The sequence below is a fragment of the Duganella sp. HH101 genome (assembly GCF_001758795.1).
GTDB lineage: Bacteria > Pseudomonadota > Gammaproteobacteria > Burkholderiales > Burkholderiaceae_D > Rugamonas > Rugamonas rivuli.
On record NZ_LRON01000002.1, the window covers coordinates 36,671 to 56,135 of the forward strand.

Sequence of the window (19,465 nt, forward strand, 5' to 3'; positions counted from 1 at the left end):
GCATGAGCTATGGCGCTGGGCATCCGCAGAGTTTCTGGACGCGTTACGTGTGGAGCCAGGATCACAAGGTCATCGCGATCCAGTACACCGTCACCGCGCTGGCGATCGGGCTGGTGGGGCTGGTGCTGTCGGACCTGATGCGCCTGCAGCTGGGCTTTCCCGGCAGGTTCGCGTTCATCGACGCCAGCCGCTATTACCAGTTCATGACCATGCACGGCATGATCATGGTGGTGTACTTGCTGACGGCGCTGTTCCTGGGCGGCTTCGGCAACTACCTGATTCCGCTGATGGTGGGTGCGCGCGACATGGTGTTTCCCTTCCTGAACATGCTCAGCTACTGGTTCTACCTGCTGGCGGTGCTGATACTGGCGGCCAGCTTCTTCGTGCCGGGCGGGCCGACCGGCGCCGGCTGGACGCTGTATCCGCCGCAGGCCATCCTGGCCGGCACGCCGGGCACGGAGTGGGGCATCATCGTGATGCTGGTGTCGCTGCTGGTGTTCATCGCCGCCGCCACCATGGGCGGGCTGAACTACGTGACCACGGTGCTGCAGGCGCGCACCAGCGGCATGACGCTGATGCGCATGCCGCTGACAGTATGGGGCATTTTTACCGCCACCATCCTGGCGCTGTTCGCGTTCCCGGCGCTGTTCGTCAGCGGCGTGATGATGTTGTTCGACAAGGCGCTGGGCACCAGCTTCTTCGTGCCGGCGGTGGTGTCGATGGGGCAGCACCTGCCGCACCAGGGCGGCAGTCCGCTGCTGTTCCAGCACCTGTTCTGGTTCTTCGGCCACCCGGAGGTGTACATCGTCGCCTTGCCGGCGTTCGGCATCATCTCCGACCTGGTCAGCGTGCATGCGCGCAGGCAGATCTTCGGCTACAAGATGATGGTGTGGGCCATCGTCGTGATCGGCGGGCTCAGTTTCGTCGTGTGGGCGCACCACATGTATGTGAGCGGCATGCATCCGTACTTCGGCTTCTTCTTCGCCACCACTACATTGGTCATCGCCGTGCCGACCGCGCTCAAGGTCTACAACTGGACGCTGACCTTGTGGCGCGGCGACATACACCTGACCGTGCCGATGCTGTTCGCCGTCGGCTTCATCAGCACCTTCGTCATCGGCGGGCTGACCGGGCTGTTCCTGGGGAATGTCAGCGTCGATATTCCGCTGTCGAACACCTATTTTGTGGTCGCGCACTTTCACATGGTGATGGGCGTGTCGCCGGTGCTGGCGGTGTTCGGCGGCTTGTATCACTGGTTCCCCAAGGTCAGCGGACGCATGTACGACGTGATGCTGGGCAGGATACATTTCTGGATCACCTTTGTCGGCACCTACCTGATCTTCTTCCCCATGCACTACCTGGGCTTGCTGGGCATGCCACGGCGCTACTGCGCTTACGAGCACTACGCCTTCATTCCCGATTCGGCGCAGGCGTTGAATGCGTTCATCACCATCGTCGCGCTGTTCGTCGGCGTATCGCAATTGCTGTTTGTGCTGAACCTGTGCTGGAGCGCCGTGCGGGGCCGCGAGGCCGGCGGCAACCCATGGCGTGCCGCCAGCCTGGAGTGGCACACGCCGCAGACGCCACCCGTGCACGGCAACTGGGGCGAGCAGACGCCGGTGGTGTATCGCGGCGCCTACGAGTACGGTCTGCAGGACGGCGACAGCGATTATGCGGCGCAGGATCAGCCGCCGGAGGCCGCAGCGGCCGGGCAGCGCGCGCCGGCGCAGGAGGCGCCATGAATCCCAGCCTGTATTTGGTCGGCAGCGCCGCCGACGTGCCGCGACGCCGCACCGGCCTGTGGGTGTTCATGGCCGTGGTCGGCATGCTGTTCTTCCTGTTCAGCAGCGCCTACGTGATGCGGATGGCCATGCCCGACTGGCGACCGTTGCCTTTCGTGCCCGTGCAGCTGTGGCTGAGCACCGCGTTGCTGATCGGCGCCAGCGTGGCGTGGCACCTGGCCTGGCGCGCTGCGTCGCGGCTGGCGTACGGCGTGGCCTGTGCCTGTTCGCTGGCCTTCCTGGTATCGCAGCTGTGGGCATGGCGGGCGATGGAAGCGGCCGGCCTGGCGCTGGACGCCGGTCCCGCCAACAGCTTCTTTTACCTGATCACCGGCGTGCATGGCCTGCACGTGGTCGGCGGACTGGCGGTGGCGGCCTGGGCGCATCCTCGGCCGGGCCGCGACAGCGGGACGATGCAGCTCTGCGCGCGCTACTGGCATTTCCTGCTGGGCTTATGGCTGGCCATGTTCGCGCTGCTGTTCGGCGTGACGCCGGAGCTGGTGAACCAGATTTGCGGAGGCGACCCATGAGCAAGCAAATGGAAACTCCCGGTTGGCAGGGCATGGTGGCGGACTGGTCGGGCGACCGTGCCGCCTTCCGCGTCCCCTGGGGCAAGGCGATGATGTGGATCTTCCTGCTCAGCGACACCTTCATCTTCGGCAGCTTCCTGACCGGCTACATGTCGGTGCGCATCGCGGCCACGGCGGCCTGGCCCAATCCCAGCGAAGTGTTTTCCTTGACGATAGGCGGCGCCAAGCTGCCGCTGATACTGATCGCCATCATGACCTTCATCCTGATCACCAGCAGCGGCACGATGGCGATGGCGGTCAACTACGGCTACCGGCGCGAGCGCGCCCGCTGCGCCGCGCTGATGCTGCTGACCGCCGCGCTAGGCGCCACCTTCGTCGGCATGCAAGCCTTCGAATGGAGCAAGCTGATTGCCGAGGGCGTGCGGCCGTGGATCAATCCCGACGGCGCGGCGCAGTTCGGCGCCTGCTTCTTCATGATCACCGGCTTCCACGGCTTGCACGTGACGGCCGGCGCGATCTACCTGGGCGTCGTCGCGCGGCGCGTGCAGCGCGGCCACTACGAGCGCGGCGGCAACTACGACATCGTCGAGATCGCCGGCTTGTACTGGCATTTTGTCGACCTGGTCTGGGTGTTCATCTTCGCGCTGTTTTATCTTTGGTAGGAGGGGCCATGGAAACCGCCACCCATCCGATCGGCCTGTACCTGAAGGTATGGCTGCTGCTGTTCGTGCTCAGCACGTTTTCCTACCTGGTCGATTTCTTCCACGTCGAAAGCTATCTGCGCTGGACGTTGATCCTGTTGCTGATGATGGCCAAGGCCGGGCTGATCGTGGCCGTCTTCATGCACCTGCGCTGGGAGCGCGCGGCGCTGATGTACGTGGTGCTGGCGCCGCCGCTGTGCCTGCTGGTGCTGGCCGGCTTGATGTGGATGGAATCGGACTACACCTTCTTCACCCGCATGCTGTATTTCCGATGACGGCGCAGGCTGCTACACTGGCGGCACCATGCCGACCGAACTCGACCTCCGCAGCTACGTCGCCGAACCTCTGGCCGGCGTGCACAGCTTCGCCCAGCTGGTGTTGCCGATCCAGGGCCGGGTCATCATGGACATCAGGGGCGCCGGCGCCATCGTCCATCCGCAGCGCGCCGCCTTCGTCGAGCCGGGATTGTTGCATGAGGCTTCTGCCACCGGCCCGAACCAGTCGCTGATACTGGACTTCGACCTCGCCGCCGTGCCGGAGGCCACGGCAGCGCGCTTGGCCGAGCGGCCGTATGCGCCGATCAGCGCGCCGGCCGCCAAGCTGATCGAGTTCATCGGCCTGCTGCGCGCCCAGTCCGGCGCCAGCCGGCAGACGCTGGACCACTGGCTGCCGCTGCTGCTGGAAACGCTGGCGCAGCAGGAAATCCGTCCCGCCTCGCGCCTGTCCGCCGCGCTGGGCCGCATCGAAGCCAACCCCGGCCAGCCGTGGAGCACCGACACCATGGCCAAGGCCGCCTACATGAGCGTCAGCAGCCTGCACCGCGTGTTCCGCGACGAGATGCAGACCACGCCGCAGGCCTGGCTGACCGACATGCGCCTGCGCTGGGCCTGCCGCCAGCTGGCCGAAACCGACTTGCCCATCGCGCATCTGGCCACGCTGGCCGGCTACGCCGACCAGAGCGCCTTGACGCACGCGATGCGCCGCGCCATGGATGTCACGCCGCTGGCCTACCGCAAGCGCGAACGGCAGAACCAGACAAAAACCTGACAGCCACGCACAATCCCTGCACCGGGCCCGCGCCGACAATCAATGCCTCAAGGACAGGAGGCGGTATGTGGTATGGCGTGTTGTGCGGTCTGGCGGCCGGATCGATGTGGGGCATGGTGTTTGTGATGCCGAAGTGGCTGGCGGATTTCTCTCCATTCGAACTGATGTTCGGGCGCTACGTGGCCTATGCGCTGATCTCGCTGGTGCTGCTGGCGCCACGCCTCGGCGGGCTGCTGCGCCGGCTGACGCGCGCCGACTATCTGCTGCTGTTGCGCTATGCGCTGGCCGGCAATGTCGTCTACTACCTGCTGCTGTCGTGCGGCGTGCAGATGGCCGGCGTGTCGGCCGCCTCGCTGATCATCGGCATGTTGCCGTTGACGATATCGCTGCTGGGCCGGAGCGACCATGGTTCGGTATCGCTGCGCGTGCTGGCCTGGCCGCTGGCGCTGGTGGCGGTGGGCATGGTGTGCATCAATGTCGAGGTGTTCGGCGGCGCGGGCGGGCAGGGCGCATGGACGAGCGTGGCGACCGGGATGCTGTGCGCCGTTGGCGCGCTGGCCAGCTGGACCTGGTATGCCGTCGACAACACGCGCTTCCTCAAACGCAATCCGCGCTTCAGCAGCGGCGACTGGTCGGGTCTGTTCGGCATCGCCAGCGGCCTGGTGGCGCTGGCGATGGGGCTGGTGGTATTCGGCATCGGCGGCATGGCAGGCGCGGAGCAGGCCGCTGCGGCACCGCGCGACTGGCTGCGTTTCTGGCTGCTGATTACGCTGGTGGCGGCCGGCGCCTCGGTGATCGGCAACCAGCTGTGGAATATGGCATGCCGCCGCGTGCCGGTGACGCTGTCCGGCCAGCTGCTGCTGTTCGAGATCCTGTTCGGCCTGCTGTACGGCTACCTCTACCAGCATCGGGCGCCGCGCCCGCTGGAAGTGCTGGCCATCGTGCTGCTGATCGGCGGTGTGGCCTGGTCGGTGTGGCTGCACGCGGAAAGGCGGCCCGCCCGGCGCGGCATCCAGTCAGGTGTATTCTGATTCCTCCATTTCAGAGGCCGGACAGAGAGCCAGTAGCCGCGTCACCTCCGCTAAAAAAGCTGCCGTATTGAAGCGCTTCGGTTTCCGCTTCATCGTGGCGACGCGCGCAATGGCCTCCAGCAGAATGACTGAAAAGCGTTGAAACTGCTCGGTCGCTGAGAGGTCTTTCACATCGGGCCAGTTCAACTGGCCTACCGAAATGACCAGCTTCGCCTTTGGGCGGTAACTGGTGTACTGGCTCATCGATGTGAAGATGTCCCCCCATCCTTCCAGATCGGCGATTTCAAACCCCAGGACAAAAATGTCAATCGAGTCGCCGAAGTGCAAGTCTTGCAGGGCCGCTTCGAAATAGTTTTCGATTTTTTCCGCGCTCAACTTCCAAATGCCGGTTTCCGGTGGCGGCCCGCCGTAGTAGACCGGGTCATTTCGCGAGGCGCCGCCAGCCCACTTGACTTCATCTCCACGCGTTATCTTTAATTTTAATTGCACGGCTGAGCGCTCCCGGCTTGGTGAGGGAGAGCGTACATCATGGCGCGCGGAAGGGCGGCAAGCCCATTTTCTTGCGGCGCTGATTCAGATTTTTCGGATCGGCGATGGGAGCCACCTTGTTGCTGCCGTACTCGAATTCCGTTCCGTATAGTTGAGGCTTGTTTTGCCTGACCAGGATGCGGTCGATCAGCATCGCCAATGTGCGGCTGGGAATTTCTCCCCGCTGGTTGGCGGCCTTGACCAGGTCCAGATGCTTGAGCTGATAGTCCAGATCCGCATGCTGAATAATCAGGAACGCTGAAAAGGCTGCACGGTTCTTGTCAAGGCTTCCGGGCCAGCCGCAGCGCGCGATTAATTGATCCAGCGTGCGCTGGTTGCTTTCATCGGTAGTGGAAATAGTCACTTCCAGCTGATCTTTTTCTTTCGGATCGACGGACTCTTTTCTATTTTCCTTTTCCAGTATGTCGATATACCTGCCCCGTAAGGCCTGATCGTCCTTGTGCATCTTTGCGTAGGTTTCGCTCAGTACCGCCTTGTCGCATTCCGCTGCCAATGCGGAGAGTGGCAGCAGTGCCGTCAGCAGCGCCAATATGCATAAACGATATCTACTCAATTAAGACTCCCCGTAAATGAACGGTAGGCGGCCAGCGCCTCCGGCTTGGTCATCGCATTCATATGCCCGGCGTCGCGGATCGCTTCAAAGCGCTTGTGCGGGATGGCCAGGCTGTCGAACAGTTCACGCGAGTTTGCCAGCGGCGTCTGCACGTCGTTGACGCCGTTCATGATTAACAGCGGTCCCTGGAACGCCCGCAATGCGGCGCGGTTGTCGGTGGAGGACAGCTCCGGATCGATATTGACCTGGACGAAGGGCTTGGCGAACCACGGCACCTGATTCTCGACATAAGCCCGCGCGCTGGTGCCCGTGCCTTCCAGTACCAGCGCATCCAGCGGACGTTTGCCGGCCAGTCCGGCGGCAACGAAGCTGCCGAACGAATGGCCGTGGACCACCAGCCGACCCTGGGTGGTGGCGCGCGCGTGGTCGTACAGGGCCAGCGTCTCCTTCTCCAATTCCGCCAGGCCGAACGCCGATTCCGGCGCGTCGCTGCGGCCGAAGTCGTGGTAGTCGTAGCTGATGATATTGGCGTTCAGCTCGGTAAATGGCTTGGCGAAGTAGCCGCCGGCGACATCGAGCCGTATGCCGGAACCCATGAAGTACAGCACGGTAAATTGCGCATCCGGTTTGTGGATATACACGCCGCGGCTGATGGCGCCATCTGGATGCTTGAATTCGATATTGTCGACCTGATAGTCCGGCGCCGATTTCTTTAGCAGCGCCAGCTTGCCGTTATCTTTCGGTATGAATTGCTTGGAAGTGACGTTGAGGGTGGAGCAGCCACTGAAGGCGACGACCAATACCAGACTCGGCAGCAGACGTGAAATTCTCATGTGTATTCGATGGCATCGTTGAGGACCGGCCAGAATAGCAGCTTGTGTTGATGAAAAGTACACGCATTGTCACACTGCGTCAGCGCGGCATTTCCTTTTCGTAGCCGTACTGCGTGTAGATGCGGCGGATGGTGCCGTCGCGGTACATGGTTTGCAGGATGTCGTTGAGCCGCGCCACTTCGGCCTTGGCCATGTTCTTGTGACAGGCCAGGTACATATCGGCGCGCGCGAACGACAGCACCGGCTCGAACTCGTCTATGCCCAGTTCCCGCTGCAGGAACATGCCCGGCAGCCGCCCCACCGACCACAGCTTGATGCGGCGCTTTTGCAGCTTGGGCGGATTCAATCTGTCGTTGGGCACGGTCTCCACGCGCAGCTTGTGTTCGCGCAGAAAGGTGACGGAGGCGTCGCCGATGAAGGTGCCGATCTGGTAGTTGGCGGCTTCGTCGAGACTGTCGAGCCGGATGTGGTCCTCGCGCCGCGCGAACAGCACCCATTCGTTGTGGCCGATCGGGCCCACCCACTGGTAGCTGTCCTCGCGCTCGGGTACGCGGGCCGTGGTGTACAGGCAGGAATTGGGCGTGGCCATGGTCAGCACCATCGCCCGCGCCCACGGCGCGACGATGGGCTGCGTGGTCGGCACGCCGGCGCGCTGCATCAGGTCGGCGACGATGTCCGCCGCCAGTCCGACCACCTTGCCGCTGCCCTTGTCCACCCAGCTGAACGGCGGATAGTCTTCCGTGTACAGCTTCATCGGTTCCGCCGCCTGCGCGCCGCCCAGCAAGAGCGTCAGACACAGCAGGGCCGAACGCGGGGCCATGGTCTCAGGCCCCGCCGGCGTAGCCGTTCTGGCGCCAGGCCTCGAACACCACCACGGCGACGGTGTTCGACAGGTTCAGGCTGCGGTTGTCGGGCCGCATCGGCAGGCGGATGCGCTGGGCCGGCGGGAAGGTCTCGCGGAAGGCCGGATCGAGGCCGCGCGTCTCGGAGCCGAACACGAACACGTCGCCCGGCTTGAAGGCGGCGTCGGCAAACGGCGACGAGCCGTGCGTGGTCATCGCGTACATGCGGGCCGGGTCCGGCTGCACGTCGGCCAGGAAGGCTGGCCAATCCTTGTGCACTTTCATCTGCGCGTACTCGTGGTAGTCCAGTCCGGCGCGCTTGAGCTTGGAGTCTTCCAGCGGGAAGCCCAGCGGCTCGATCAGATGCAGTTGCGCGCCGGTGTTGGCGCACAGCCGGATCACGTTGCCGGTGTTCGGGGGAATTTCGGGTTGGACTAGTACGACGTGAAACAAAGTGGTTCTCCTCTATCAAATTCAATGCGGCGGCGTGCGGGCGAACACCAGGTTGCTCACGCGCGCGGCGCCGTGGCGCTTCAGCGTCGCCGCCAGTTCGTCCAGCGTGCGGCCGCTGGTCATGACGTCGTCGACGACGCCGATGTGGCGGCCCTGCACCAGCGCGGCGTCCGGGATGGCGAAGGCGCCGGCGATGTTCTGTCGCCGCTGGTCCGGCGCGACGCTGCTCTGTGCCGCGGTCTCATGCACGCGGCACACCAGGCGCGGATGCAGCGCCACGCCCAGGCTGCGCGCCAGCGGCCGCGCGATCTCCAGGGCTTGATTGTAGCCGCGTTCGGCCAGCCGGCGGCGTCCCAGCGGCACCGGACAGAGCAGGGCGGGCAGCGTGAAACCGGGCTGCTGCAGTACGGCGTCGCGCAACAGGCGGGCAAACAGTGTTGCCAGCGCGAGACGGTGGCCGAATTTCAGCTGCAATACCAGCTGGTCCAGCGGCATGGCGTAGTCGGCGGCGACCAGCGTGACGTCGAAGGCCGGCGCTTCGGCGCGGCAGGCGCCGCACAGCTGGCCGGCGGCCATGCCGGGCAGCGGGTTGGCGCAGCGCGGGCAGCGGGCCACGGCGGCGCTGCCGAAGAATTGTGCGGCGCAATCGGGGCACAGCAATTCGCCGCCGGCGGCCGCGCACAGCGCGCACGAGGCCGGCAACAGGCGGCGCAGCAAGGCCCCGCCGCCGCGCCGCAGCAGGGCGGCCGGCGTGGCTAGCGTGCCGATACGTGGGGTAGCCAGCATCAACGCTCCAGGACGCGTTTGCGTTCAACCATGTACACTGCCGACATTATCGCATTACACCGAACGACATCATGCAAGTCCCCGCAAATCCCCCGAAGTTAAGCGCCCCGATCGACCAGGAGCGCGTGCGCGCGCTGTTTGCCCGTCCCGAGCGCGTTGCGCCGTCCGATTTCCTGCGCCGCGAGGTCGCCTCGCGCATGTTCGAACGGCTGGAACTGGTCAAGCTGGCGCCCCAGCGCGTGCTGGACGCCGGCTGCGGCGCCGGTGCCGATCTGCCACTGTTGCAGAAATCCTATCCCGCCGCGCACATCCTCGGCCTCGACGCGGCCCCCGCCATGCTGCGCGCCGCGCAGGCGCAGGGCCCGGCGGCGAAAGCGTCGTCGCTGAACCAGCTGCTGAGCAAGCTGCTGCCCGCCAAGACCGGCGTCGACCTGCTGTGCGGCGATTTCGCCGAGCTGCCGCTGGGGCCGAATTCGCTGGACCTGGTCTGGTCCAACCTGGCGCTGCACTGGCATCCGCAGCCGGACCGCGTATTCGCCGAGTGGCGCCGCGTGCTGCGCGTGAACAGCCTGCTGATGTTTTCCTGCTTCGGCCCGGACACCTTGCGCGAACTGCGCGCCGCCTTCGCCGAGGCCGACCTGGCCCAGCACGCGCTGCCCTTCGTCGACATGCACGATTTCGGCGACCAGCTGGTGGAGGCGGGCTTTTCGACGCCGGTGCTGGACATGGAAGTCATCACCGTCACCTACGACACGCCGCAGGCGCTGCTGGCCGATGTGCGCGCGCTGGGCGGCAATCCGCTGGGTACGCTGAGCCGGGGGCTGATGGGCAAACAGGCCTGGCGGCGCATGCTGGCCACGCTGGAAAAAGGCCGCCGCGCGGACGGCAAGCTGGGCCTCACTTTCGAGGTGATTTACGGCCATGCCTTCCGTCCGGCGCCCAAAGTGACGTCGAAAGGCGAGGCCATCATCCGATTTGATTTACCACGAAAGCCGCGCCAGTAGCGGGTTTGCGGGCACACTGTGGTGCCACGGGCTACGCCATAGTTGCGATTTGGATTATTTCTTGAGCGGGGCGTTGTTGTTATATATAATCATTGACTAATTTTGCCAGCATGTCACGTCGCCAGCTATAAACCAGCGACGGGGGCGATGAGCAGGCAAAAACGAGCACGAACGAGCATTTGAATTAAGCAGAATCAGGCTTTTGCGTTGTCCCTGGGCAGTATCTGGGGATGAAGCGGAAAGCCTCAAGGTCCCGCCGGGGTCGCGTCAGGAGATTTTTTTCGGACGAGACTGGCATGGGGCCTGAAGTTGTTTAAGGAGCGGCGCCGGTTCAGTTCACCGAAATCCGGAGTCGTTAAAAAAATATTTTAATTTCTTGGGTGGTTGGGGAAAACATGAAACATGCGAAGCGACTTCAATCGTTGATGCTCGGGCTGTCGGTAACGGCGGCAAGTATCCCAGCGTGGGCGGCTGACACGGCGGCAACTGCGGCAGGCACCTACGCCGCGGCAACCGGCGGTACCGGCGGCCCCGTGGCCGGCGAGCTTAATCTGCAACCTCCAGCGACCCGGATCGCGTCCGAAATCTACGACCTGCACACCTGGATGATGCTGGTCTGCCTGGTCATCTTCGTCGCCGTGTTCGGCGTGATGTTCTACTCCATCTTCAAGCACCGCAAATCGCTGGGCCACAAGCCCGCCACCTTCCACGAATCGACCACGGTTGAGATCGCCTGGACCGTGGTGCCGTTCCTGATCGTCATCGGCATGGCGCTGCCCGCCACCCGCACCGTGGTCGGCATGAAAGACACCTCCAACGCCGATATCACCATCAAAGTGACCGGCATGCAGTGGAAGTGGGGCTACGACTACCTGAAGGGCGAGGGCGAGGGCATTTCCTTCCTGTCCAACCTGTCGACCCCGCGCTCGCAAGTGGGCGCCCCGGGCTTCGAACCGACCGAGAAGCGCGGCGACAACTACCTGATGGAAGTCGACAATGAAGTCGTCGTTCCAGTGAACAAAAAAATCCGCCTCGTCACCACCGCCAACGACGTGATCCACTCGTGGTCCATCCCGGCCTTCGGCGTCAAGCAGGATGCGATCCCCGGCTTCGTGCGCGACGCCTGGTTCAAGGCTGAACACACCGGCACCTATCGCGGCTATTGCTCCGAGCTGTGCGGCAAGGAACACGCCTTCATGCCTATCGTGGTCAAGGTCGTCACCGACGCCGAGTACGCTGCGTGGGTCGGCGTCAAGAAGAAGGAAATGGCCGCGCTGGCCGATGATCCGAGCAAGACCTGGACCATCGACGAACTGAAAACCAAGGGCGAAAAAGTCTACGCCACCAACTGCGTGGTCTGCCACCAGGCCAACGGCAAGGGCGTGCCCGGCGCCTTCGCGCCGCTGGACGGTTCGGAAGTGGTCAACGGTCCTAAAGCGGAACAGATCAACGTCCTGCTGCACGGTAAGAAGAGCGGCAAGTACAGCGCTGAAATGCCGGGCTGGAAGCAACTGTCGGATACGGATATTGCGGCTGTCATCACCTACACCCGTAACAGCTGGTCGAACAAGGCCGCCGAAAACATCGTTCAACCAGCCGAAGTTGTGGCTGCACGTAAGTAATCAGGAGCGTTACAAATGAGCACTAGCACCTTGGATCACGCACACGATCACGATCACGCTCACGACCATCCCCATGGTCTGTCGCGCTGGTTGTTCGCCACCAATCACAAAGACATCGGTACGCTGTACCTGTGGTTCTCGTTCATCATGCTGCTGTCCGGCGGCGTGCTGGCGCTGATGATACGCACCGAGCTGTTCAAGCCGGGCCTGCAATTCTTCCAGCCTGAGTTCTTCAACCAGCTGACCACCATGCACGGCCTGGTGATGGTGTTCGGCGCCATCATGCCGGCCTTCGTCGGCTTCGCCAACTGGATGATCCCGCTGCAAGTGGGCGCGTCGGACATGGCGTTTGCCCGCATGAACAACTTCTCGTTCTGGCTGCTGCCACCGGCGGCCATCCTGCTGGCGACCTCCTTCCTGGTCCCCGGCGGCGCCACCGCCGCCGGCTGGACGCTGTACGCGCCGCTGTCGACCCAGATGGGCCCCGGCATGGACATGGCGATTTTCGCGATGCACCTGATGGGCGCGTCGTCGATCATGGGTTCGATCAACATCATCGTCACCATCCTGAACATGCGCGCGCCCGGCATGACGCTGATGAAGATGCCGATGTTCTGCTGGACCTGGCTGATCACCGCCTACCTGCTGATCGCCGTGATGCCGGTTCTGGCTGGCGCGATCACCATGACGCTGACCGACCGCCACTTCGGCACCTCGTTCTTTAACGCCGCCGGCGGCGGCGACCCGGTGATGTACCAGCACATCTTCTGGTTCTTCGGCCACCCTGAGGTCTACATCATGATTTTGCCGGCCTTCGGCATCGTCTCGCAGATCCTGCCGGCCTTCGCCCGCAAGCAGCTGTTCGGCTACGCTTCGATGGTGTACGCGACCGCGTCGATCGCGATCCTGTCGTTCATCGTCTGGGCCCACCACATGTTCACCACCGGCATGCCGGTGACGTCGCAGCTGTTCTTCATGTACGCCACCATGCTGATCGCGGTGCCGACCGGCGTGAAAGTGTTCAACTGGATCGCCACGATGTGGAAGGGTTCGATGACCTTCGAAACCCCGATGCTGTTCGCGGTCGGCTTCATCTTCGTGTTCACCATCGGCGGCTTCACCGGCCTGATCCTGGCCGTGACCCCGATCGACATCCAGCTGCAGGACACCTACTACGTGGTGGCGCACTTCCACTACGTGCTGGTGGCCGGTTCGCTGTTCGCGCTGTTCGCCGGCTTCTACTACTGGTCGCCGAAATGGACCGGCCATATGTACAACGAAGCGATGGGCAAGACCCACTTCTGGCTGTCGCTGATCACCTTCAACATCACCTTCTTCCCGATGCACTTCCTGGGTCTGGCGGGGATGCCGCGCCGCTACGCCGACTACTCGGCGCAGTTCACCGACTTCAACATGATCGCCACCATCGGCGCTTTCGGTTTCGGTCTGTCGCAGGTGTTCTTCCTGTTCTTCGTGATCCTGCCGACCATCCGTGGCGGCAAGAAAGCCGAAGCCAAGCCATGGGATGGCGCTGAAGGCCTGGAGTGGACCGTGCCGTCGCCGGCGCCGTTCCACACCTTCGAAACGCCGCCGCAGTTCAAATAATCATGGGCGAACAGAAGAAGCCGAATAACGCGAGGACCGGCCTGCTGCTGGCCGGTCTGGCCCTGTTCTTTTTCCTGTCCGTGTATGTCAAGCGGATGTGGCTGAGCTGACGTGGAAGACGAACAAAACCCAGACAAGGAAACTGGCGGGCTGAACCGCACGCTGCTGGGCAAGCTGATCGTGGTGGCGGTGCTGATGTTCGGGTTTGCGTACGCGCTCAACCCGTTCTACCGCCAGATCTGCGAAGCGCTGGGCATCAACGTGCTGACGCAGAAGGATGGCACGGTCAGCGCCGATACCAATACGCAGATCGACACCACGCGCAGCGTGACGATCGAGTTCGACGGCAATGCGCAAGGCCCGTGGCGCTTCCGTCCGGTGACGCACAGCATGACCGTGCATCCGGGCGAGCTGGCCACGGTGATGTACGAGGTGGTCAACACCCAGAACCGCGAAGTCAGCGCGCAGGCGATACCGAGTTATGCACCGCAAAGCGCGATGCCGCATTTTAAAAAGGTCGAGTGCTTCTGCTTCAAGCAGCAGACCATGAAGCCGAATGAAGCGCGACAGATGCCGGTGGTGTTCTTCATCGATCCGGCGCTGCCGAAGGATGTGAAGACCATCACCTTGTCGTACACCTTCTTCGAGGTGGGCGGTCTGGACAAGACCGCATCCAAGTAAGGGTGGGCGCAATGGAAGAAGATAAGAAGCAAGCGTCGTTCATGTATTCGATGAAAGCGGTGTTCTGGTCGTTCTTCGGCCTGCGCCGCAAAAGCGATTTCGACACCGATTCGGCCAAGCTGAACCCGGTACACATCATCATCGCGGCCTTGATTGGCGTGGCTTGTTTTATTGGACTGCTGATCACTATCGTTAAGGTTGTAGTTTCAAAATAAATTTAGGGAGATGAAGATGAGTTCACATAACGCCTCGGCACCGTACTACTTCGTGCCTGGTCCATCCAAATGGCCGCTGTTCGCAGGCATGTCCCTGCTGACCACCATGATCGGCGCTTCGGCCTGGGTCAATGATGTGTCGTGGGGCCCGATCGTGAACTATATCGGCCTGGCCTGCATCATCGCCGTGCTGTACTTCTGGTTCGGCGACGCCATCAAGGAATCCGAAGCCGGCCAGTACGGCCAGCGCGTCGACCATTCCTATCGCTGGTCGATGGGCTGGTTCATCTTCTCGGAGGTGATGTTCTTCGGCGCCTTCTTCGGCGCGCTGTTCTATGCGCGTTCGATCACCGTGCCATGGCTGGGCGACCTGGACCACAAATTCATCTGGCCTGATTTCGCGGCCCACTGGGGCAACGTCGGCCCGGCCGGCACGGTGCAGGAATTCAAGACCATGGGGCCGTTCCCTATCCCGACCATCAACACCGCGCTGCTGCTGACCTCGGGCCTGACCTTGACCATCTCGCACCATGCGCTGCGCGCCGGCCATCGCGCGCAGACCGCGTTCTGGCTGTTCGCCACCGTGGCGCTGGGCGCGATCTTCATGGGCTTCCAGGCTTACGAATACCACCACGCGTACACCGAGCTGAACCTGAAGCTGACCTCGGGCATCTACGGTTCCACCTTCTTCATGCTGACCGGTTTCCACGGCTTCCACGTGACCATGGGCGCGATCATGCTGTCGGTGGTGCTGTTCCGTGTGCTCAAGGGCCACTTCACGGCGGACAACCACTTCGCCTTCGAAGGCGCGGCCTGGTACTGGCACTTTGTGGACGTGGTCTGGCTGGGCCTGTACGTTGTGGTTTACTGGCTGTAAGTACGGGCTGTAACAAGGCTATAATGCCGCAGCGATGCTGCTGCGGCGCTGGAGAACAAGCCGCACCGGGTCGACACCGGATGCGGCTTTTTTATTTCAACCGCGGATGCCGGTGGGCTGGATGTAGCCGAGCTTGTGGGCGATCAGCAGGGCGGCGAACAGGGCGATCGACAGGCCGACCCGCACCGCCAGCGCGCGCACGGTGTTGTTGCTCTTGCCCTTGTCGCGCATCAGGAAATAGAAGGCGGATGCCAGGCTGCCGATAATGAGGATGAACGCAATGGCGACAGCAATTTTCATGGCAGGACCGGTGGTGGGTTTGATGAGGGTTCCATTGTAATGGGTATTGCGTTCCGTTTTAAACTCGTCCCTTTCGCCGCGACCGTGCTGGTGGTGGCGCTGGGCATACAGCTGGGCAACTGGCAGCAGCGCCGCGCCGCGCACAAGATCGTGTTGCAGGCCAAGCTGGCGCAGGGCAACGCCAGCGCGCCGCTGGCGCTGGACGGCACGCCGCTGGCGGCCGAGGCGGTCGAATTCCGCCGCGTTGCCATGACCGGCGAATTCGTCGCCGGCTGGCCGGTGTACCTGGATAACCGTCCCTACCAGAACCGCTCCGGTTTTTATCTGCTGATGCCGTTTAAAATTGCGGGATCGGGCATGCACGTGCTGGTGGCGCGCGGCTGGCTGCCGCGCAACCCGGCCGAGCGCGCCAAACTGCCGGCCTATGCCACGCCGGCCGGCACGGTGACGCTGGAAGGCGTGGCGCGGCTGGACGCCGGCCATGTGCTGGAACTGGCCAAGACGCCGGTGCTGACGCCGCAGGCCATCGTGCAGAACGCCGATCCGCTGCAGGTGGCCAGGGACAGCGGCCTGACCATGCAGCCTTTCGTGGTCGAACAGGCCGCGGCGGCCAAGCCGGCAGGCGACGACGCGCAGATGGTGCGCGACTGGCCGGCGCCGGCGCTGGGCGTGGAAAAACATCAGGGCTATGCCTTCCAGTGGTACGCACTGTCGGCGATGGCTGTTATCTTCTTTGTGGTGAACGGATTCAGACGTGGAAAACAAAAGTAATCAAAGCCGTGGTCGCTGGAAACTGCTGGCCGTGCTGGCCGTGTGCGCGGCGCCGCTGGTGGGCTCCTACCTGACGTATTACGTGATCAAGCCCAAGGGCGGCGTCACCAATTTCGGCGCGCTGATCGATCCGCGCGACCATCCTATCCCGGCCATGGCCAGCACCACGCTGGACGGCAAGCCGGCCACGCTGGACAACTACAAGGGCAAGTGGATCATGCTCAAGGTCGGCCCGTCCGACTGCAAGCAGGATTGCCAGGACCAGCTGTTCGCCATGCGCCAGCTGCGCACCATGCAGGGCAAGGAGATGGAGCGCATCGAGCGCGTATGGATGATCACCGACGACCAGCCGCTCGATACGGTGCTGATGCGCGTCAACGACGGCACCCGCATGCTGCGCGCGCCGGCCGCCGTGATCGACCAGTGGCTGCCGCTGGAGCAGGCCGCCGGCGACCGCGTGTCCGACCACGTCTACCTGATCGACCCGCTGGGCAACCTGATGATGCGCTTCCCGAAAGGCGCGGTCTCCAGCGATACCGAGAAGGTCAAGAAAGTCCACAAGGACATCAGCAAGCTGCTGAAGGCTTCGGCGATAGGCTGACTAGCATGCACTCGACCACCCTCGCTCAAATGGCCGTGACGGCGCTGCTGGTGGCGCTGCTGCCGGCGTCGCTGGTGTGGACCTCGTCCGACGCCAACAAATACCGCAAGCTGGTCTGGGTCTGCGTGTTCCTGACCTTCGACCTGATCGTGTTCGGCGCCTTCACGCGCCTGACCGACTCCGGCCTCGGCTGCCCGGACTGGCCGGGCTGCTACGGCGCCGCCAATCCCTTCCTCGCGCATGAGCAGATCACGGCGGCCGAGGCGCTGCTGCCGACCGGCCCGGTCACGGTGGTCAAGGCCTGGATCGAGATGATCCACCGCTACCTGGCGATGGCGATCGGCGTGCTGATCGTGGCGATGATGGCGCAAGCCTGGTACCAATGGCGCAAGTCCAAGGGCACCCGTGCCGAGTACGCGCCGTGGCTGCCGACCGTGCTATTCCTGTTCATCTGTGTGCAGGGCGCGTTCGGCGCCTGGACCGTCACGCTGAAGCTGCAACCGGTGATCGTCACCACCCACCTGCTGCTGGGCATGGGCATGCTGTCTCTGCTGGCGTGGTACGGCGGCCGCCAGAACCAGCTGATCGCGCCGGTGCGTACGGTGACGGCCTCGCCGCCGGCGATGCGCAACATCCGCCTGCTGGCGGGCGCGTCGGGTGTGCTGCTGCTGGCGCAACTGGCGCTGGGCGCCTGGACCAGCACCAACTACGCCACCCTGGCCTGCACCGATTTCCCGCTGTGCGGCGGCAAGCTGGTGCCGGACATGGATTTCGAACACGGCTTCACGCTGTGGCGCGAGCTGGGCAAGACCGCCGCCGGCCACTACCTGCCGTTCGCGGCATTGACCGCGATCCACTGGGTGCACCGCAATTTTGGCGTCGTCGTCGCGCTGGTGGCCGGCTACACGGCCTGGCGGGCATGGGAGCATGCCGCGCTGCATAAGACCGCGCGCTATATCGCGCTGGCGCTGGCGGCGCAGATCGCCACCGGCGTGGCCACCATCTACCTCAGCTTCCCGCTGACGATAGCGGTGCTGCACAACGCCGGCGCGGCGCTGCTGGTCCTGCTGCTGACCATGTTAAACTACAAGGCTAAGTACCAGTACGATATTGCAAAAAAGGCAGCCTCGGGCGCGGCATCCGCGCACGCTTCCGCTGCCCGGCAAAAGTAGGCATCACTAAGCATCTAATGACCACACACACCGCCACATCCAAATCCGCCAGCCGCGCCTCACAATACTGGGCGCTGACCAAGCCCCGCGTCACGCAACTGGCCGTCTTCTGCGCCGTGATCGGCATGTTCCTCGCCAGCGACGGCATGCCCGACTGGCGCCTGCTGGTGGCCGCCACCGCCGGCATCTGGCTGCTGGCCGGCGCGGCCTTCGCCGTCAACTGCCTGGCCGAGCGCGAGATCGACGCCCGCATGGCGCGCACCGCCCGCCGTCCGATGGCGATGGGCGAGATCACCGTCATGCAGACCGTGATTTTCGCCGCCGTGATCGGCGGCGCCGGCATGTGGATACTGTATGCGCTGGTGAACCCGCTGACGATGTGGCTGACCTTCGTCACCTTCGTCGGCTACGCCATCATCTACACCATGATCTTGAAGCCGGCCACGCCGCAGAACATCGTCATCGGCGGCCTGTCCGGCGCGATGCCGCCGGCGCTGGGCTGGGCCGCCGTCGCCAACGACGTGCCGATGCAAGCCTGGCTGCTGGTGCTGATCATCTTCATCTGGACCCCGCCGCACTTCTGGGCGCTGGCCATGTACCGCCGCGACGACTACGCCAAGTCCGGCCTGCCGATGCTGCCGGTCACGCACGGCATGAAGTTCACGCAGTTCCACGTCTGGCTGTATTCGATCGCGCTGGCCGCCACCACCTTGCTGCCGTACGCCGTGCATATGAGCGGCCTGATCTACCTGGCCAGCGCCGTCGTGCTGAACGCCGTCTTCCTGCACCATGCATGGAAGATTTACCGCCATTACACCGACCTGATCGCCCGCAAGGCCTTCACCTGGTCGATCATCTACCTGTCGCTGCTGTTCGTGGCGCTGCTGGTGGACCACTACTTTAAATTCTGATGAAAAAACTGCTCGCCTTCGGCCTGATCGTCCTGTCCGTACTGCTGGCCGCCTGCGAGCGCCGCGCCGCCGCGCCACGCCTGGAATTCAAGAACACCGACCTGACCGGCCTGCCTTACGCCAAGGACTTCGCGCTGACCGACCACAACGGCAAGCCGCGCACGCTGGCGGACTTCAAGGGCAAGGTGGTGGTGCTGTTCTTCGGCTATACCCAGTGCCCGGACGTGTGCCCGACCACGATGGCCGAGATGTCGGCCGCGATGAAGGAGCTGGGCGCCGATGCCGCCCAGGTGCAGGTGCTGTTCGTCACCGTCGATCCCGAGCGCGACACCCGGCAACTGCTGTCCGAATACGTGCCGGCTTTCGACAAGCGCTTCCTCGGCCTGTACGGCACGGCCGAGCAGACCGCCGCCGTCGGCAAGGAATTCAAGGTGTTCTACGCCAAGGTGCCGGGCAAGACGCCGGGCAGCTACTCGATGGACCACACCGCCGCCAGCTACGTGTTCGACAAGCAGGGCAAGATCCGCCTGCTGGCGCGCAGCGGGCAGGGGCCGGCGCCGCTGGTGCACGACCTCAAGCTGTTGCTGGCCCAGTCCTGAC

At 63.7% G+C, this 19,465-nt stretch carries 24 protein-coding genes; 17 read left to right on the forward strand and 7 right to left on the reverse strand.

Annotated elements, in window-relative coordinates; genetic code table 11:
- Positions 1–2: 2 nt before the first annotated feature.
- The 6 genes from ctaD (DUGA2_RS02970) to DUGA2_RS02995 all read left to right on the forward strand — a co-directional run bounded on the left by ctaD (DUGA2_RS02970) (position 3) and on the right by DUGA2_RS02995 (position 5,090).
- Positions 3–1,742 (forward strand): cytochrome c oxidase subunit I, encoded by a 1,740-nt coding sequence (ctaD, locus tag DUGA2_RS02970; RefSeq protein WP_070267140.1) that lies wholly within the window; start codon positions 3–5, stop codon positions 1,740–1,742.
- Positions 1,739–2,311 carry a bb3-type cytochrome oxidase subunit III gene (locus DUGA2_RS02975; RefSeq protein WP_070267141.1) on the forward strand — a complete coding sequence of 191 codons (573 nt, stop codon included), beginning with the start codon at positions 1,739–1,741 and terminating at the stop codon, positions 2,309–2,311. Before ctaD (DUGA2_RS02970) ends, DUGA2_RS02975 begins: the two co-directional genes overlap by 4 nt.
- Entirely contained in the window at positions 2,308–2,973 is a 666-nt protein-coding gene (locus DUGA2_RS02980) for a heme-copper oxidase subunit III family protein (protein ID WP_070267142.1), read from the forward strand. Before DUGA2_RS02975 ends, DUGA2_RS02980 begins: the two co-directional genes overlap by 4 nt.
- An 8-nt stretch (positions 2,974–2,981) precedes the next feature.
- A complete protein-coding gene (locus DUGA2_RS02985; protein ID WP_070267143.1) occupies positions 2,982–3,287 on the forward strand; it encodes a cytochrome C oxidase subunit IV family protein in 306 nt (101 codons plus the stop codon).
- A 28-nt stretch (positions 3,288–3,315) separates the two neighbouring features.
- Complete coding sequence (locus DUGA2_RS02990) at positions 3,316–4,059, forward strand: AraC family transcriptional regulator (RefSeq protein ID WP_070267144.1); 744 nt, start codon at positions 3,316–3,318, stop codon at positions 4,057–4,059.
- Positions 4,060–4,124: 65 nt separating this feature from the next.
- On the forward strand, positions 4,125–5,090 hold the full coding sequence (locus DUGA2_RS02995) for a DMT family transporter (RefSeq protein WP_070267145.1): 966 nt from the start codon (positions 4,125–4,127) through the stop codon (positions 5,088–5,090).
- Here the strand turns inward: DUGA2_RS02995 and DUGA2_RS03000 are convergent.
- The 6 genes from DUGA2_RS03000 to DUGA2_RS03025 form a co-directional block, all read right to left on the reverse strand.
- Positions 5,076–5,579, reverse strand: a complete 504-nt coding sequence (locus tag DUGA2_RS03000) for a hypothetical protein (protein ID WP_141753179.1) — start codon at positions 5,577–5,579, stop codon at positions 5,076–5,078. The genes DUGA2_RS02995 and DUGA2_RS03000 overlap by 15 nt on opposite strands.
- Before the next feature lie 37 nt (positions 5,580–5,616).
- Positions 5,617–6,192 carry a DUF6624 domain-containing protein gene (locus tag DUGA2_RS03005; protein WP_141753180.1) on the reverse strand — a complete coding sequence of 192 codons (576 nt, stop codon included), beginning with the start codon at positions 6,190–6,192 and terminating at the stop codon, positions 5,617–5,619.
- Positions 6,189–7,025 carry an alpha/beta fold hydrolase gene (locus tag DUGA2_RS03010; RefSeq protein ID WP_141753181.1) on the reverse strand — a complete coding sequence of 279 codons (837 nt, stop codon included), beginning with the start codon at positions 7,023–7,025 and terminating at the stop codon, positions 6,189–6,191. The genes DUGA2_RS03005 and DUGA2_RS03010 overlap by 4 nt, the downstream gene beginning before the upstream one ends.
- Before the next feature lie 79 nt (positions 7,026–7,104).
- Complete coding sequence (locus DUGA2_RS03015; protein WP_070267149.1) at positions 7,105–7,845, reverse strand: ABC transporter substrate-binding protein; 741 nt, start codon at positions 7,843–7,845, stop codon at positions 7,105–7,107.
- Between the two features lie 4 nt (positions 7,846–7,849).
- Positions 7,850–8,320, reverse strand: coding sequence for a tRNA (uridine(34)/cytosine(34)/5-carboxymethylaminomethyluridine(34)-2'-O)-methyltransferase TrmL (trmL, locus tag DUGA2_RS03020; RefSeq protein ID WP_070267150.1), 471 nt, complete (start codon positions 8,318–8,320; stop codon positions 7,850–7,852).
- A gap of 21 nt (positions 8,321–8,341) precedes the next feature.
- Entirely contained in the window at positions 8,342–9,106 is a 765-nt protein-coding gene (locus DUGA2_RS03025) for a ComF family protein (RefSeq protein WP_070267151.1), read from the reverse strand.
- Between the two features lie 71 nt (positions 9,107–9,177).
- On the opposite strand from DUGA2_RS03025, the gene DUGA2_RS03030 reads away from it, so the two are divergent.
- The 6 genes from DUGA2_RS03030 (at position 9,178) to DUGA2_RS03055 (ending at position 15,110) form a co-directional block, all read left to right on the forward strand.
- Entirely contained in the window at positions 9,178–10,110 is a 933-nt protein-coding gene (locus tag DUGA2_RS03030) for a methyltransferase domain-containing protein (RefSeq protein ID WP_070267152.1), read from the forward strand.
- Between the two features lie 395 nt (positions 10,111–10,505).
- A complete protein-coding gene (gene coxB / locus DUGA2_RS03035) occupies positions 10,506–11,732 on the forward strand; it encodes a cytochrome c oxidase subunit II (protein WP_070267153.1) in 1,227 nt (408 codons plus the stop codon).
- A 15-nt stretch (positions 11,733–11,747) separates the two neighbouring features.
- Positions 11,748–13,337 (forward strand): cytochrome c oxidase subunit I, encoded by a 1,590-nt coding sequence (gene ctaD / locus DUGA2_RS03040; protein ID WP_008445310.1) that lies wholly within the window; start codon positions 11,748–11,750, stop codon positions 13,335–13,337.
- A gap of 111 nt (positions 13,338–13,448) precedes the next feature.
- Positions 13,449–14,018, forward strand: a complete 570-nt coding sequence (locus DUGA2_RS03045; protein WP_070267154.1) for a cytochrome c oxidase assembly protein — start codon at positions 13,449–13,451, stop codon at positions 14,016–14,018.
- Positions 14,019–14,029: 11 nt separating this feature from the next.
- Positions 14,030–14,233, forward strand: a complete 204-nt coding sequence (locus tag DUGA2_RS03050; RefSeq protein ID WP_008445314.1) for a DUF2970 domain-containing protein — start codon at positions 14,030–14,032, stop codon at positions 14,231–14,233.
- 16 nt (positions 14,234–14,249) lie between these two features.
- Entirely contained in the window at positions 14,250–15,110 is an 861-nt protein-coding gene (locus tag DUGA2_RS03055) for a cytochrome c oxidase subunit 3 (protein ID WP_070267642.1), read from the forward strand.
- 96 nt (positions 15,111–15,206) lie between these two features.
- On the opposite strand, the gene DUGA2_RS03060 is transcribed toward DUGA2_RS03055, so the two are convergent.
- On the reverse strand, positions 15,207–15,410 hold the full coding sequence (locus DUGA2_RS03060; RefSeq protein ID WP_008445316.1) for a twin transmembrane helix small protein: 204 nt from the start codon (positions 15,408–15,410) through the stop codon (positions 15,207–15,209).
- A gap of 39 nt (positions 15,411–15,449) precedes the next feature.
- Between DUGA2_RS03060 and DUGA2_RS03065 the strand changes: the two genes are divergently transcribed.
- From DUGA2_RS03065 to DUGA2_RS03085, 5 genes are read left to right on the forward strand one after another with little or no spacing between them, the layout of a single operon-like run.
- Positions 15,450–16,181 carry an SURF1 family protein gene (locus DUGA2_RS03065; protein WP_070267155.1) on the forward strand — a complete coding sequence of 244 codons (732 nt, stop codon included), beginning with the start codon at positions 15,450–15,452 and terminating at the stop codon, positions 16,179–16,181.
- Positions 16,165–16,782 (forward strand): redoxin domain-containing protein, encoded by a 618-nt coding sequence (locus DUGA2_RS03070; protein WP_070267156.1) that lies wholly within the window; start codon positions 16,165–16,167, stop codon positions 16,780–16,782. Before DUGA2_RS03065 ends, DUGA2_RS03070 begins: the two co-directional genes overlap by 17 nt.
- Before the next feature lie 5 nt (positions 16,783–16,787).
- On the forward strand, positions 16,788–17,954 hold the full coding sequence (locus tag DUGA2_RS03075; RefSeq protein WP_070267157.1) for a heme A synthase: 1,167 nt from the start codon (positions 16,788–16,790) through the stop codon (positions 17,952–17,954).
- 17 nt (positions 17,955–17,971) lie between these two features.
- Positions 17,972–18,865 (forward strand): heme o synthase, encoded by an 894-nt coding sequence (cyoE, locus tag DUGA2_RS03080; RefSeq protein ID WP_070267158.1) that lies wholly within the window; start codon positions 17,972–17,974, stop codon positions 18,863–18,865.
- Positions 18,865–19,464 carry an SCO family protein gene (locus DUGA2_RS03085; protein WP_008445321.1) on the forward strand — a complete coding sequence of 200 codons (600 nt, stop codon included), beginning with the start codon at positions 18,865–18,867 and terminating at the stop codon, positions 19,462–19,464. Before cyoE ends, DUGA2_RS03085 begins: the two co-directional genes overlap by 1 nt.
- Position 19,465 lies beyond the last annotated feature (1 nt).